The 15,285-nt window shown below is 31.4% G+C and carries 12 protein-coding genes; 8 read left to right on the forward strand and 4 right to left on the reverse strand.

Annotation, left to right across the window (positions count from 1 at the left end):
* Nucleotides 1-54: 54 nt before the first annotated feature.
* Nucleotides 55-279, reverse strand: coding sequence for a DUF1659 domain-containing protein (locus B3086_RS14440; protein WP_346847125.1), 225 nt, complete (start codon nucleotides 277-279; stop codon nucleotides 55-57).
* Nucleotides 280-548: 269 nt separating this feature from the next.
* Between B3086_RS14440 and B3086_RS14445 the strand changes: the two genes are divergently transcribed.
* Nucleotides 549-947: a DUF4489 domain-containing protein gene (locus B3086_RS14445; protein WP_346847126.1), complete on the forward strand. Its 399-nt coding sequence runs from the start codon at nucleotides 549-551 to the stop codon at nucleotides 945-947.
* A 95-nt stretch (nucleotides 948-1,042) separates the two neighbouring features.
* Here B3086_RS14445 and B3086_RS14450 read toward each other — a convergent pair whose 3' ends face one another.
* The 3 genes from B3086_RS14450 to B3086_RS14460 form a co-directional block, all read right to left on the reverse strand.
* Nucleotides 1,043-8,377, reverse strand: a complete 7,335-nt coding sequence (locus tag B3086_RS14450) for a hypothetical protein (RefSeq protein ID WP_346893705.1) — start codon at nucleotides 8,375-8,377, stop codon at nucleotides 1,043-1,045.
* 63 nt (nucleotides 8,378-8,440) lie between these two features.
* Complete coding sequence (locus tag B3086_RS14455) at nucleotides 8,441-8,566, reverse strand: hypothetical protein (RefSeq protein ID WP_346893707.1); 126 nt, start codon at nucleotides 8,564-8,566, stop codon at nucleotides 8,441-8,443.
* Nucleotides 8,567-8,703: 137 nt separating this feature from the next.
* Nucleotides 8,704-8,868: a hypothetical protein gene (locus tag B3086_RS14460; RefSeq protein ID WP_346893709.1), complete on the reverse strand. Its 165-nt coding sequence runs from the start codon at nucleotides 8,866-8,868 to the stop codon at nucleotides 8,704-8,706.
* Nucleotides 8,869-9,170: 302 nt separating this feature from the next.
* Here B3086_RS14460 and B3086_RS14465 point away from each other — a divergent pair, with 302 nt between their 5' ends.
* The 7 genes from B3086_RS14465 to B3086_RS14495 all read left to right on the forward strand — a co-directional run bounded on the left by B3086_RS14465 (nucleotide 9,171) and on the right by B3086_RS14495 (nucleotide 15,278).
* Entirely contained in the window at nucleotides 9,171-9,383 is a 213-nt protein-coding gene (locus B3086_RS14465) for a hypothetical protein (protein ID WP_346847129.1), read from the forward strand.
* Nucleotides 9,384-9,985: 602 nt separating this feature from the next.
* Nucleotides 9,986-10,801: a conserved phage C-terminal domain-containing protein gene (locus tag B3086_RS14470; RefSeq protein ID WP_346893711.1), complete on the forward strand. Its 816-nt coding sequence runs from the start codon at nucleotides 9,986-9,988 to the stop codon at nucleotides 10,799-10,801.
* 1 nt (nucleotide 10,802) lies between these two features.
* Nucleotides 10,803-12,131, forward strand: a complete 1,329-nt coding sequence (gene dnaB, locus B3086_RS14475) for a replicative DNA helicase (RefSeq protein WP_346893713.1) — start codon at nucleotides 10,803-10,805, stop codon at nucleotides 12,129-12,131.
* Between the two features lie 266 nt (nucleotides 12,132-12,397).
* Entirely contained in the window at nucleotides 12,398-12,838 is a 441-nt protein-coding gene (locus B3086_RS14480) for a hypothetical protein (RefSeq protein WP_346893715.1), read from the forward strand.
* A gap of 71 nt (nucleotides 12,839-12,909) precedes the next feature.
* Nucleotides 12,910-13,695: a hypothetical protein gene (locus B3086_RS14485; protein ID WP_346893717.1), complete on the forward strand. Its 786-nt coding sequence runs from the start codon at nucleotides 12,910-12,912 to the stop codon at nucleotides 13,693-13,695.
* Entirely contained in the window at nucleotides 13,682-14,479 is a 798-nt protein-coding gene (locus B3086_RS14490) for a hypothetical protein (protein ID WP_346893719.1), read from the forward strand. Before B3086_RS14485 ends, B3086_RS14490 begins: the two co-directional genes overlap by 14 nt.
* A 4-nt stretch (nucleotides 14,480-14,483) precedes the next feature.
* Nucleotides 14,484-15,278 (forward strand): hypothetical protein, encoded by a 795-nt coding sequence (locus B3086_RS14495; RefSeq protein ID WP_346893721.1) that lies wholly within the window; start codon nucleotides 14,484-14,486, stop codon nucleotides 15,276-15,278.
* The last annotated feature ends 7 nt before the right edge of the window (nucleotides 15,279-15,285 follow it).

Genomic DNA, 15,285 nt, shown 5'->3' on the forward strand with positions numbered 1-15,285 from the left:
TAATTTCCTCCTTTCTCTAGGGTAAGTCACAGTTAATACTCGCGGTTAATACTATTAAGCATTAACTAATTTTGAAGTTTCATTTAAGTAACTATCTCTAGTAGAAGCACTTAAAACATCCTTAATAGCCTCAGCTACATCAAAAACATTTTCAGGGTCAACACTAGGTTTTACTCCAGAAAAAGTTTTTTTCTTATAAATTGTAGCTCCAGTCTTATCAGTTCCGTTTTCAACTTCAATATGAAAAGAAGTGGTGTTTAAAACTTTATCTACTGCCATTAAATTCACCTCCTTATCAGTGGTTTCAATGATTATATATGCACATTGAAAAATAAATGGAAAGTATAAATGATGAATAATTATAAAGTATTAATTCCATCTCTATTGAAAATGAGGTCATAGTAATTTCTAATTGCTGCATCCACAATGGTATTCATATGTTTAGTAATTCTATATCAAATATGAATAATGAACATATAATATAATGTAGTAGGTTTATGTTGTATTAACAAATTGTTAATGTAATCTAAATAGAAGGGGAATTAATTATGAGTTCAAATATGCGAGAGTGTTACGCCTATGGGACGATTTTAAAAAAAGGAAATCAGATATCGAAATTTATTAAATTACCGGTAGAAGAAGGAATTATATGTACACCAACTACAGTTGCTGCAATCACTATTGATCCATCATGCTTATGTAATACAAAAATAAAATTAGATTTTATATTAAATGTAGATAAGCCAGAGGGTATTCCATCTATAAATGTTGGCTTTCAAGTATTTAGAACCTGTAGAAATGAGTTTCAAAAGATACCAATAGGATCTCAGCAGTATTATGTAATTACGGGAAGCAATAAAAGTATATATACATTTTCCGTATATGATTATGAAATGGTTGAAAATAAATCATGTATCTATACAGTAGAAGCCACTGTATTTGCATAAAAGATAAAAGGTTAGTTCTTAAATTTAATTTGAACTAACCTTTTTTATTTAAAAAAGAAGTAATATTTAGTACTTTAGCTTAAATATTTGTAAGATTAATAATTATTTTTATTAACTTTTTTACAAATAATGTCCTCATTACATGTTGTATATATAGTCCCACATGAATAGCCTGTAATTTTTATAAACGGTGAAAATGGATCAAATTCTACCTGGTTTGAATTTAAGGTTTCAAAATAATCACTACCACTAGAGGTTACTGTAAAATGTCCACTTGCTAAGTTGATAACTGGTTCTGTAGGTTGTGTTGCAACTTTTACAGAAAATACAGCGGTAAAAGATTCACCTGGATTCAATGGATTAAAAGACCAAAGAATAAAACCGCCAACTGGTTCACCACTATGAGTTAAGATTCCTATTGGAACAGATACTTCTGACACAAAGCCAAGATTATTTGACAGTGAATCGGAAACAATTAAATCATATATAGGGTTAGGACCGGTATTTGTAACAGTTAAACTATACTCCAAGGTTTGACCTACATAACCATTTATAGGGGTATCCGTAAAACTACCTTGTTGAGATACATTTCTCTGAAGTTTAGTAATTTCCATGAAACTATTTGTAACATTTACAGTAGCTGAAGAATTAACAGGTTCAGCAGCAGTTTGTGGATCTATAAACCAATTTACATAACTTTCATTAATTTGGCTATCAATTAATGTTAGAGGGTTAACATTGGCAGAAACAACTATGGTTTCGAAGGTATAGACGTAAACAACTTCACCATTAGTAGCATCTACAAATGGAATAACTGGGAAGTTAATTAAATGACCCATTCTAGATTCTATAATTATAGGAGAGTCGTTTAATGTAGCATTATTATTATATTGTTGCCCAACTGGAATTATATCTGAAAGTTGAACATTATAAGCTAAGGTACCATTAGGAATTGTAAGGGTAATAGTATAAGTTATAACTTTTCCTATTACTGTATTAGTTATATTGGCATTCTTTGTAAGCTGCAATTTAGGGTAATTTAGTTGAACTTCATTTGTATCTATAGGACCAAACTCTATTGGAGTTGTTGTATTACTATTATAGGTATAGGTTGCAAAGTTCGTAGTATTACCACCAGCACCTACTCCTTCAAGTACTTCGATATCGAAAATCATAGTAAAGGTTTCTCCGGCAGGTATAGAACCGATAACCCATGTAACTGTGCGAGTTAGGTTATCATAAGACGCAATACCATCTGTAATAAATTCGATATTAGTAAAACCATTAAAAGGATCAAGTACATCTGTTATAACTACATTATAAGCAGGAGAGGCTCCAGAGTTAGTTACAGCAAGTTTATACCTTATTATATCTCCCACATTAACTGATAATGGTTCAATAATAAAACAAGTATCTTCTGTACAATTACTATGACTTTTTATTACATCTATATATGGCCTATTTACATTAATATCCAAACTATCTGATAAAGGATTGCCAGGGTCACCTTGTGGATTTATTGAATAATTTCCAGTAGCGTTATTGGTTTGTATTTCTGTATATGGAGGTAAATTATTGCCTGTTACCACCCTTGCATCAAAGGTAAAGTCAAGAGTAACTTCACCAGCTGTGGCATCAATAATTGATTGGGTTGGAAAAGTTACAGTCTGACCTACTTGAGTAACTTCTACAGGAGTTCCACCTATAGATGCGTTGTTCGTGTAGTTTTGTCCAGGGGGTAGAGTATCAGACACTATTAAATTATAAGCTATAGTTCCATTTGGGATAGTCACCCTTAAGGTGTAAGTTATAACATCTCCAAGTTGAACATCTACGCTAGAAGCTAATTTATTAAACTGTAGTGAAGGTAGTTCAGCTAACACAGTATTTGAAGTTATTGGACCATACTCAATATGTGGTGTTGAACTTACTGCATCAAAGGTTGCTGTAAAGGCATTAGGGATTGTACTACTGGAACCTCCTCCAGGTAAAACTAAAGCCCATACTATAGCATGTACGGTGGTTAAAGGTGCAATAGAGTTTATCATCCATATAAAATTATTATCATCTATAAGTTTAGCACCAACAGAATGAGTGATATTAACAATTTGTAGTAATGGAGAAAAAGTATCATTAACATTTACATGAAAAATTTCTGTTAGCCCAGGATTTGTAATAGATAATTTATAGTAAATCAAATCTCCTACAGAGGTTTGAATAGGATTTGAAACAAATGGACCTCCTATATCATTACTTTGAGTTTTTTCTAGAATAAGATTGCTATTGGTAACATAAACTGTAGTCTCACTGTTCTGTGGAGTTCCAGGATTTAATCCACCAGGGTCTAAGTCCCAGGTTACTGTGGCGGTATTAATCTGAAGCTGCTGTGGAGTCACAGTTATACTATTTATGGTTGCATCAAATGTGTATACTATTGTTATTGGAGCTAAAGTAGCATCAACAACTGGTATTATAGGTGTTACTAATGGATTTGTTGATAATGGTAAAGTAATAACATTATCAACTACTAAAGTTCCAGGGTTATAAGACTGCTCTGGAGGAAGTATATCTATAAGCTGAACATTATATGCTACATTTCCCAAAGGAATTGTAACTTCTACAGTGTAATTTACAACATCTCCAACGAATAAAGCATTTTTATCTACAGTTTTTATAATTTCAGGATTATTATAATTAAATGCTACTTTATTAGATAATGCAGGTCCTAAAGTTGTAGGATTCGTATCAAGAGTATCATATAGTGTTGAAGAATGGTTAGTCACAGAAGTACCAGGTGCAGGCCCTGAGTTTACATCAACCTGGAATACAAGGATTTCAGATTCTTCTGGAGAAATTGGACCGGGATTAATTATCCAATTAATTGTACCACCTGGTCCTGGAGTAGGTATTATCACTCCTGCAGTTACACTTGTTAAACTAAGATAAGTTAGAGAAGAGTCTAGAATATCTGTAGTAACTACATTATACGCAGGGGATGTTCCATCATTTGTAAGAGTTATCCTATATTCAACAACATCAGAAGTAGATATATTTAAAAGTGGAGATGTTGTAAAGCTACCATCTGGTATCAGTCTCTGTTCCTTTAATGCATTGATATGAGGTGTTCGTATTTCTACATCGTAAATATCAGATACTGATGCAACTGCGCCTAATGGTGTAATCTCCCAGTGAAGATCCGCTGTATTTGATTGGATTTGAGTATAAGGTGGAACTGTTACACCGCTTATTACCACAGTATCAAAAGTATATATTAATGTCATAGGTCCTAACCTTGAAGCCTCAGAATCTGTATAAAGTAGCTCATTTGGGGAGGCAATTAGTGTACCCAATGGTAATGGTGTTCCACTAAATGTTCCTGGAACATAATTTTGTTCAATAGGGATAATATCTCTAAATGATAGATTGTATACGGCAACTTCACTTGGAATTGTTACCGTTAGAGTATAGTTTATTGTACTTCCTATAGTAGCTACACTAGTATTAGCTGTTTTAAAGAAAGATACTAAAGGTGTATCTAGAGTAACTGTATTAGAATTTTCATTATAAGTTATTGGATTTACATCATTAGAGTCGTAGGTGGAGGTTGCAGTATTAAATATACTATCACCAGCACCAATTCCGCTATTTACATCTACTTGAAATTCATAGATTGCAATAGAGCCATTAGTTAATTCAGGAATATTCCAATTCAAAGATGGTCCAGGTGGGGTAACTGTACCTATTGTAGGTCCAGATATAGTTCCAATAAAAGTTATTTTATTACTTAATACATCATCTAGATTAACATTATAAGCAGGAGAAGCACCATTAGATGTTATTGTAAGTCTATAATAAATAATATCTGTTGGGTAGGCTGAGATATTGGAAGTTGTATAGCTTCCACCAGTGCTTACATTTTTTTGCTCCTTTAATATAGTGATGTTAGGAGTTTTTACAGTAATGCTTATATTAGATGATCTATTTACACTTTGGCCAATTGGAGTTCGACGCCAATTAATATTGGATCTATTTGTTTGAATTTCCTGAAAAGGCATACTGTGGGTAGCATTTGTTATTCTTGCTACAAAAGTATAAGTTAGTGTTCTTGTTCCAGAAGTTGCATCTATATCAGGATCCGTTGGGAAAGTAATAGTAAGACCTACTACAGTTGGTATTACTGGTAATACTGGACCTCCAGTATCTTGTCTTGTGGCTGGACCAATATAAGTTTGCCCGAGGGGAAGGATATCAGTCAATATAGGACTATAGGCTATAGTTCCATTAGGTACCGTATAGGTAATAGTATAGGTAATATCATCTCCTATTTCCCCTTCAGTAAGGGATGAGGTTTTCAATATAGTTATAGAAGGGGCTACAAGTTGTACAGTGTTTGTATTTATAGGTCCATAGGTTACTTCAAATCCATTATTGTTTGAATTATATATAAATGAAGAACTGTTTGGAATTCTACCATCAGATCCTATTCCAGTTAATGTAGTTACAGTGAATGTGAGTGTAGCACTAGCACCTGATGGAATAATTGGTATCTTCCAAGTGATAGTATTTCCTATATTAGAAGCTGAGCCATTAGTTGTAGAAATTGACCCTGAATTAAATGATAATAGTGGATTTACGATATCAGTCAAAACAGTATTAAAGGCTGATTCAGCTCCAGTGTTAGTTAAGGTAATTCTGTACTGGATTATGTCCCCTATGCTATAGGTTAAATTTCCAGATGTAAAATTACTTCCAGTTGAAACATTTCTTTGTTGTTTGCTACCTATAAGATTAGGTGTTCTTACCTGAAGGGTAGCAGAAGTATTAAATGGAACAGCTGAAGTACCTACATTATCAAGATCCCAATTTACAGTGGCATTATTAATTTGATTTTCAATAAAAGGTGGGACGTGAGTACCACTTACAACTCTTATATTAAAAGCATAAACTATTGTGACTGATTCAGTGGAGGCATCGACAAAGGGAATCACTGGAAAGGTTACTGTATCTCCTACAACAACTGGGAGAATAGATACACCATCCTTAGTTGCATTTCCTTCGTAGGTTTGAGTAGCCACAGGAAATTTATCTGTTACCTGTATATTATACGCAGTAGTTCCAAGAGGAACTGTAACTTGAAGTAGATAAGTTACTAAGTCACCTATCTTGGAGGATATTGGCGATATAAGTTTGGTCATGGTGATTCCTAAAGCTATTAAAGTAGTTGAGGCGGTAAAAGGATCTCCAGGAAATTTATATGACCTATCTGGCTGTGAATAAGGCCTTTGAAGTTCTGCATTATTGATATAACTTTGACCACTAACAACAAGGGGTGTAATTAGTACATCATAGGTAAATGTTAAACTTTCATCAGGAGCAAGTTTAAGAATAGTCATAGATATATTTTGACCTACAAAGGTTGGCGTTGAATAGGTACCTGTACCAATGACACTATAAGTTCCTGTATAGCTAAGGCCAGTAGGGATTACATCTGTTAAATCCATTTCAAAGGCATCAGTCACATTACCCTCTTGGTTTTGAGGATTAGAAATTGTAATTGAATAGGTATAGGTTTCACCAGCTTTTATAGCATTTACATCAGGTCCTGTCACTGTTTTTGCAAAGGTTATATTTGGCTGACCGAAAGTGACTTCAACTTGATCTCGACTACTGTAACCAAAACCTTGTGTGTCCATACCTCCAAGCTTAGCAAGGTTATTATTTATACCTACAAAATCTACATCTGCAACAGGAATAATAAAATTAGCAGTCCAAAAACTATTTCCAGGTACTGTACCCAAAGCCCATCTTAGACCGTTTGGAGATACAGTGATTGGTGTAAAAGAGGTACCAAGAGTTCCACCGTAAGTTACAGGTAGAGTATCAGTTAGGGGTCCCATATTTAGTGGAGCATATTCATCTATTTCAATACCTAGTTGTGGAGCTGTAAGACCTAAAGAGCTATAGGTGATTACAAATTCCACACCATCTCCAGGAGCAACTACGTTGCTTGTTTTTAAACTACCATCTTTATAGAAGTAATTAACTATTTCTTTTGAAATACTAGGTAAACCTATACTTATACGCGTACTAGAGTTATCAGGGGTAGGTGTTATAGTAGTATCATTTGTACCTGTAATTGTAACATTATTATTTAGTGAATCACCAGCACTTACAGGGCCTCCTAGGTAATAATTATTGCTTGTTGTAGTACTAAAGGTAATGGTACCAGTTGTACCTGTAGTAAGTAGACCAAGATTCCAAGTTAAGGTAGTGGTGCCGTTGGGATTTATTGGTGGGTTAGGGTTAACAGGTAATAAAGATGCAGAGCCTATATTATAGGTTTGGCCGTTACCTATAACATCGGTTATAACAACATCATCTACATCATCATATTGGTTTATTCTATAAGTTAATGTATAGTTGTTTATCTGTCCAACATCTGTAGAAGAGGATGACACACCTTTATTAATAGTGGCATCCATAGAATTAGTCACAACTATACCTTGAACTGGTCCAGAAGCTCCATTCAACGTTGATACATTTTGAAGAGGTGTCATATGTGAGATTCTATCTCCACTATTTTCAATACAATTTGCTGTATAGTTATCCCAAATAGCAGCATTAAATATAATTGTATTTACGCTATTAGGTGACAAAGTCACAGTTCCCCAATCAATAGTTACAAAATCTTGACACAAGGGACCTACTGAAGGAGTAATTATAGTAGGAGTAGAAAGTTCTACACTATCTGGACCAGTTACTGAAAGATTTCCAAGATACCTTGCTCCATTTGGGAAATTGTCAATTAAGGTAATGGTAGAAGGGATTAGGCTATTATTCATAATAGTTAAAGTATATTGATATGGCCAAATCGGTGGAGTAATAGGGCTTAAAAGCCCCGCTCCTTTTGGAATTTTACTTGGAGCAGTTTTTACAATATTATATCTAAGTGGTATAAAATTAGCAGAATCAGATTTAGTTATTTGAATATTTCCTGGATCATCATTACCTCTAGGCATAGTATCTAATGTACCCTCAAGATCAACACTTATTAGTGGTATATCAAAAGGAACAGGCAGCCCACTATCTCTAAAAAATTCATCAGATTTTAAAGTAATTCCTAGATTGTATCCAATCTCATTGGATTCTAAATCTTTTATACTTTTCCATGTAAGTATAATGGTTCCGTTTGCGCCATCTGTAGTTGAAGTTGGCGGTATAAGTCCACCAGCATAAGAAACACCATCAGGTAAGGTTAAAACTACTGACAGATTATATCCTCTCTCTGTTAAACTTGTATTTGAAAATGATAGGTTTACATCGTTAGTCATGCCAAGAACCACTCTTATTGGGTCAGGAGATATGCTTAGGTTAAAATCATTGGGGTCTAATGCCATAAAATCACTTCCATAGGTTTTTATAAAAATCATAGTATAGTATATTCTTTAGTAGTAGTATAAGTGCCTTAAAAGTTATTTTACAGTTGTTAAATATTAACATAAAGTATTGATTCCATCCTTATTGAAAATAAAGTCATAGTAATTTCTAATTGCTGCATCCACAATAGTATTCATATAAACATTAACATTGGGATGAACAGCTTTAATTTCATTTAGCATTCTAGCAGTGGAATTTCTTATTTTATAACATCTCTGAGTATCAAAGAATTCACCATTTATGCGTGGAGTTATTCCAGAAGCTTTAGTTTTAACCTTGCGATTATAAGTAAAACTATCAACATAAGGTGGTAGAGAAGTTAGATTAGCTGTGGATAAATTCTCCTTAGAGGGAGTATCTTTTCAAAATTAAAGGATGATATGGGAATACCAGTGATGTCCTCGCAGATGCCATTAAGTTCTTCCAAATCTTCTTCAGAATTAAATTCATATATGGGATCATTAATTTTATTTTCTTTTTTCATGAGAAACCTCCTTATAAATTATTTAACACTTATTATATATGCTTTTATTAAGAAAATTCACTAGAGTCAATGATTAAAAAAAGATTTGGATAATATTTATTGGGATTTCAATATATGAAATTGTAATCTTATGCAGTAAAATCATACTTTCATGTATTTTTATGGAATGTAAAACATTAAATGCATTATAATAAATTTAGCACATATGCAAAACAAGAGATTGTCTTAAACAATATTGAAGGTTTAAATTTCGATATTAAAGGGAAGAATAATTGATAATAGTGAGTTGAGGAGAATTAGGTATGAAAGATATAAGGAGAAAGAAATCCAAAGGAATTCAATTAAGTAGGAATATTTTCATTTTAGTTATAGCTATATTACATCAACCTATTAGTAAAATTATTGAAAATAGAAACCTATATGTTGCTTTTAATTTAGCTTATTTATTGCTTGCGATATATTTTATTACATTACTTTTGAAAGATATGGGGTATTGTAAAAGTAAAACTCAGTAAGTTATTTTAGCAAAGTTTAAGAAGGTATTATAATTAGTAATTAACATACAGTGCTTATTAGAGAAAGTTTTGAAACCCCCATGAACACAACAAATAGTTAACTATTTTACTATTTTACTATTTAACTAGGTCTATATATTAATATTTATATATGAATATAGTTTTGTAGATAGATAGTTTCATAGGTAGAATGTGGTGTAATTTAAGGTGAGATTTTAATAATATAACTTAATGAAAATAAGATTTTAATAATTTGGTTTCGACCACGTTATTAAAAATAAAAGTCTGTGTATTTCACTAGAATCTTTATGGGATGTACATCAATATCCATATAGCTTGTATATTCTATCACTGTAATCTTCAACAGAGCCAATTAAAAAAATAATATTGTATAAGTATTTTAGACAGTTCAGGATTAACTTCTGGGTTGTCTTTTTCAATGTATAGGAAAGTATAGATTTTTACGTTTTATTGGTTTTACCTTTAGGAACGTGGCGCATGCCACTTTTTTTATTTTTAATAAAATAATTTTCCACTTTTCGTCTAAATTGCTTATTTAGTATATAGAGAGTTAATTAAGCAAGGATAGGAGAGAGAAGATTATGAAACATACAATTATGGGTTTTAGGCAGGATAAATTAATAAAGTTTGGACTAGATATTATTGATGCAAGTATTCTTAGGTATTTCATTGATTTTAAAGAAAGTAATGGAATGAGCACAAGGGAGGTAGAGGGACATATTTATTATTGGCTTCGTTATGATGCAGTTTTAAGAGAGTTTCCTATTTTTAGAATGAAGAAATGTACAGTTCAATCTAGATTTTTTAAATTGAGAGATGCAGGAATGCTTACTCATCTGGTTGTGAGGGAAAAGGGAACATACTCCTTTTTTGGCATAGGTGAAAATTATAAGGAGCTTATAACTAGAGAAGGAGCAGAGGAGGAAAAATCTAAGGGTATGGATGAAGAGTCTAAAGGGTGTGGATTTAAATCTACAACAAATAATCCCTCTACTAAAGATTCATCTACTAAAATAAATAAAAATCTTCTTTTGGATAAAAGTACCTTTGAAATAATAGAGTATCTGAATTTGAAAACAGGAAAAAACTTTAGAAGCTCAACAAAGATAACTATTAGGCTTATTAAAGCAAGGCTTAGTGAAGGCTTTACCATAGAGGACTTTAAAACCGTTATTGATAATATGAAATATAAATGGACAGGCACCAAGTTTCAGCAATATTTAGTTCCTACTACTCTCTTTGGCAATAAATTTGAGAACTATCTAAATCAAGAAAGAAAATCAGAAAAGGAAAGTGACGGGAAATTTAAGAGGGGAAATATGGTCCTTAGTGATGAAAAAAATAAAGCTGAGTTAAAGGAAAAGTTAAAGAATATAGTTTTGAAGGAGGACATGTAGCATGGATATGGTGATGCCACATAGTCTAGAAGCAGAGCAGGTAGTCCTTGGGGTGCTAATTAACGATAAGGATAAAATTTATGAAGTGGAGGATATTTTAAACTTAGAAGATTTTTATTATGAAAATCATAAAATAATTTATAGAGGAATTTTAAATCTTAGAGCTAGGGAGATTAATATAGATTTAATAACCCTTTCCGAGGAACTAAAATCTAGGGAGGTTTTAGAAAAATGCAACGGTATAACATACCTTTCTAAGCTTTCTAGTTCGGCTGTGTATCTAAGTAATATAAGAAATTACTGTGAAATTATCATAGATAAAGCAACCAGAAGAAGGGTTATAAAAGCTTGCAGAAAAGCCATTGATGAGAGTCATGGAGAGTTCCTTGTAGACCAAGTGGTGGAAGAGTTAGAGGATAATATTCATAAAGCCTATAGCAGTGCAGCCATGGAAGATATGGAACCCATTATGGATACACTGGAGAGTACCATAAGTCATATTGAAAAAAGATACCTGGATAAAAGGGCCCTTGAAGGTATTTCCACAGGGTATAAGGACCTAGATGAAGTGACCTCAGGCTTAAAATCTGGAGAACTAGTTATTATAGCTGCAAGACCTTCCATGGGAAAGACAGCCTTTGCTTTAAACCTTGCCCAACATGTTTCCAAAGAGGCAAAGGTGGGCTTATTCTCCTTAGAAATGCCAAAGAACCAACTAATGCAAAGAATGCTTTCTGCTAGATGCTTGATTTCTTTAAAAAATATACAGAGTGGAAATCTAGAAGAAGATCACCTAAATAAGCTTATCATAGGAGCCTCAGAACTTTCAAAGAGAAAAATTTTCATAGATGACACATCAACTACACTTCCAACCATAAGAGGAAAGGCAAAGACTTTAAAGCAAAAGGAAGGTTTAGATGTGATAATAATAGATTATCTTCAGCTCATAGAATCTGTTGGTGTAAGCTCATCTAGAGAACAAGAAGTTGCAAAGATATCAAGGGAGCTAAAGGCAATGGCAAAATCCTTAAAAATCACCGTCATAGCATTAGCTCAACTCTCCAGGGCAGCAGAAAGTAGAAATGATCCAAGACCAATGCTATCAGACCTAAGAGAATCTGGCTCCATAGAACAAGATGCAGATATGGTGCTCTTTCCTTACAGAGAAAGTTATTATGACACTGAAAATAAAGATAAAGATAAAGATGAAGAGGGGGAGGCTCCTAAGGAAATCATGGAAATTATCATAGGTAAAAATAGAAATGGTGAAGTGAGAAATGTAAATCTAGGATGGATTGGAAAGTATCAGAGAGTGTTGGGGCTTCAGTAGATAAAGGCTCTTAAAAAAGTATAAGAATAGACAATTAAAATCCTAATATATTTCGTATCCTATGTAAAAAAATAGGTGAATATAGAATTTTAGGTACAAAATTGAGCCTTTCATGTATTAAAGGTTTAAGAAAAATTTAACATAAGTTACAATAGTAACAAGTGAGTAACATGTAATTTGTTATATTAAATCTAGGCTAAACAATTATGTGAAAATAATGTGCGTGCATTATTATATATTAATAAAATATTAGGGGGAATAATTATATGAAAAAGAAAATTTTACTAAGTCTACTACTAGTAGCTGGACTTGGAATTACTGGATTTGCAACAACTGCAGAGGCTGGAGACATAAGTGATAAACCATTTAAATTTTATTTTAGCATTAATGGTAGTATTAACAGTACAGATCGTAGATCAAAATATGATTCAACTTCTGCTTATATGAGAATGGATTGGATAGAAAAGGGTGCAGGCGAATACCGTGTAAAAGTGGTTGATGAAAATGGTAAGAACTTTTCAAAAACTTGGTGGAGTCGCTATTTTAGTTATGGTACACCAAGAGGAACAGAAGCGAGGATTGCTAACCATGCTTATGAGGATAGAGGATATGGAGTAAAGATTAAATTACAAGGCGAAGGTCATGGAGGAGCAGTATCATCAGGAATTTGGAGTACTAGTGGAGTTTGGAGTCCAGATTCAGTTTGAAGAAATTAAAAAAATAAGTTTATGCTATACCAGCTAAAACTGGTATAGCATAATTCTGATAGGAGAAGTTTATGATAAAGATTGAGATAAAAAGAATATTTAAAAGAACATCCTTTTATGTAGCTCTTTTAGTAGGAATAACAATAGCTTCTTTAGAAGTTTTTAGTAATAATCATATAAGATTAAGTTCACAGGATTTTATAGACTTTTCAAATGGAGCTTATAATAATTTAATGTTATATAATATTGGAAAGTATGTACGAATGCTTCAAATGTTATTCCCATTAATTGTTACTGTTGCTTTTGCAGATGCTTATTTAGAAGATGTAAAAAGCGGTTTTATAAAAAATATAATCACAAGATATGACAAGAAGAAGTATTTAATTAATAGGTTTTTGGTAAATTTTGTTGTAAGTGGATTAATTATAAGTATTCCATTTATAATAAATTATATGTTATATGCATCTTTTATTCCTAGTATAGAGCCGAAAGTATTTTTTAGTTCATCAGTTGTAGAACCAAGAGATTTTTTACCCTATATATACTTTAACTTTCCATTATTACATGTATTTTTAAGAATTTTCTTGTTATTTATATATGCAGGAACCTTTAGTAGTATTGCCTTAGCTGGTAGTATATATTTTAGAAATAAATATGTTATTACAATTATTCCTTTTATAGTTTATATAGCAATGGATGTTATAATCACTATGGTATTAAACTATAGATATTCTCCAATGATATTTTTATTTAGAACTACGGGGTATAATCATATATTTATAGCTATTCCACTTATACTAATCATAACTTGTTTTTCCATATTTATAAATGGAGGAATGAAAAATGAGCTTATTTAATAATTTAAAAAGAGAAATTAAGAATAAAAAAAAATATTTTATTTTAACTACAATATTTATTTTAATTTATTCATTAGCTTTTTATTTTATGATGTATTCAGTAGAAGATAAAGCAGTAATAAGTATTATTTCAACCTTAAATGGACAAGGCGGAATGGCAGGAGCTGTAGCCTTTATATATTTATATACACCTATTTTATTCTTTGGAATTAATTCTCACATAAAAAGTAGTGAGAAGGAAAGCTTCCTAATAAAGATGAAGAATCGTAAGAATATATTTAATAGTCATGTATTTTTTGTAATAGCTCTTTCAATCATCATAACTATGATAATAATATGCTTAGGATATTGTATTGGAGGGGTGTATGCAAGTGGTTTTGAAAATCTATGGCCTAAAAATGATCCCTTATACACATCGCCACAGTATGGAAATTTAAATGTACTTGAAATTTTAAATTCTATACCAATATATATGGTGATTTTAAAAATCTTTATATTAAAATTCATGGGACTTTCTATACTGGGGTTTTTTATTTTAATTTTAAGAAGTGTTATAAATAACAGTGGAGTATTAGGTATAGCAGTATTGATCATTCCCTTTATAGATGTTGAATTTTTAAATGGTGCACTGTTTATGGAGAAGTTTTCTTTGAGCATAGAGAGTTGGGTTAATCCTAGTTATTTTTTAATAAATATTATATATTTAATTTTCCTTCATATAGCTCTTTATTTAATAGGTAGAGAGATTTATAAGAATAAAGATTTTATAAGTAAAGGATATTAGTATAATGGATAATTTAAAATCATTTAAAAATATATTAAAGTTAGATTTGATTCATGGATTTAATTTTTATAAGAAAAAACTCATATTATTTTTAGCTATCATGCTTATTTTGAATATAGGATATATAGGAACTATAAATAATTACAATGGAAATTTAATGGATTTATTTTTCACTATATATAAAGATTTACGGTTTAATGAAATATCACTAGATATTCCTATAAATTGGTTAATTATAAATATTTTTTTAGTATTCATTTTAGGAGATTTTATTAGTGAAAATATTAAAAGAGATTCCAACTATATTTTACTTAGAAGCAAAAAAATTTTTTTATACTGGATATCAAAGTGTACTTGGATTGTTATAAATGTGATTTTTGTATATTTAGTACTAATGGGTTTAACCTATTTATTAGGGGGAGCAGCTTTAGGATTTAGTTTAGGAAATAGTAGCTTAATAGATAATGAATTAGCTATTAAAGTACCCCATTTTACTATTCTTATGTCAATGATTACAACATATATATTAACATCCATAGCGTTGGTATTTATGCAATGTACACTATCAATAGTAGTAAATTCTAGATATTCATTTTTTATAACAACTGTAATTTTAACAATGTCTATAGTATCTAAAAATAAATTTCTTATAGGAATTCATTCTATGGTTTTAAGACATAATTATTTTAATATTGAAATTGGGTTATCAATAACATTTTCAATTATTTATACAATATTGATAAGTGTTATATTGATGATTTTGGGATATAAATTATTAAAACATAAAGATTTTATATAATAATGAG

This window comes from Clostridium sp. UBA871, from assembly GCF_002295255.1.
Taxonomy (GTDB): Bacteria; Bacillota; Clostridia; order Clostridiales; family Clostridiaceae; genus Clostridium_J; species Clostridium_J sulfidigenes.

Bases quoted from the DNA above. Each gene is read 5' to 3' on its own strand.
- B3086_RS14440 (WP_346847125.1), bottom strand. From the start codon at position 279: ATGGCAGTAGATAAAGTTTTAAACACCACTTCTTTTCATATTGAAGTT.
- B3086_RS14445 (WP_346847126.1), top strand. From the start codon at position 549: ATGAGTTCAAATATGCGAGAGTGTTACGCCTATGGGACGATTTTAAAA.
- B3086_RS14450 (WP_346893705.1), bottom strand. From the start codon at position 8,377: ATGATTTTTATAAAAACCTATGGAAGTGATTTTATGGCATTAGACCCC.
- B3086_RS14455 (WP_346893707.1), bottom strand. From the start codon at position 8,566: ATGCTAAATGAAATTAAAGCTGTTCATCCCAATGTTAATGTTTATATG.
- B3086_RS14460 (WP_346893709.1), bottom strand. From the start codon at position 8,868: ATGAAAAAAGAAAATAAAATTAATGATCCCATATATGAATTTAATTCT.
- B3086_RS14465 (WP_346847129.1), top strand. From the start codon at position 9,171: ATGAAAGATATAAGGAGAAAGAAATCCAAAGGAATTCAATTAAGTAGG.
- B3086_RS14470 (WP_346893711.1), top strand. From the start codon at position 9,986: ATGAAACATACAATTATGGGTTTTAGGCAGGATAAATTAATAAAGTTT.
- dnaB (WP_346893713.1), top strand. From the start codon at position 10,803: ATGGATATGGTGATGCCACATAGTCTAGAAGCAGAGCAGGTAGTCCTT.
- B3086_RS14480 (WP_346893715.1), top strand. From the start codon at position 12,398: ATGAAAAAGAAAATTTTACTAAGTCTACTACTAGTAGCTGGACTTGGA.
- B3086_RS14485 (WP_346893717.1), top strand. From the start codon at position 12,910: ATGATAAAGATTGAGATAAAAAGAATATTTAAAAGAACATCCTTTTAT.
- B3086_RS14490 (WP_346893719.1), top strand. From the start codon at position 13,682: ATGAGCTTATTTAATAATTTAAAAAGAGAAATTAAGAATAAAAAAAAA.
- B3086_RS14495 (WP_346893721.1), top strand. From the start codon at position 14,484: ATGGATAATTTAAAATCATTTAAAAATATATTAAAGTTAGATTTGATT.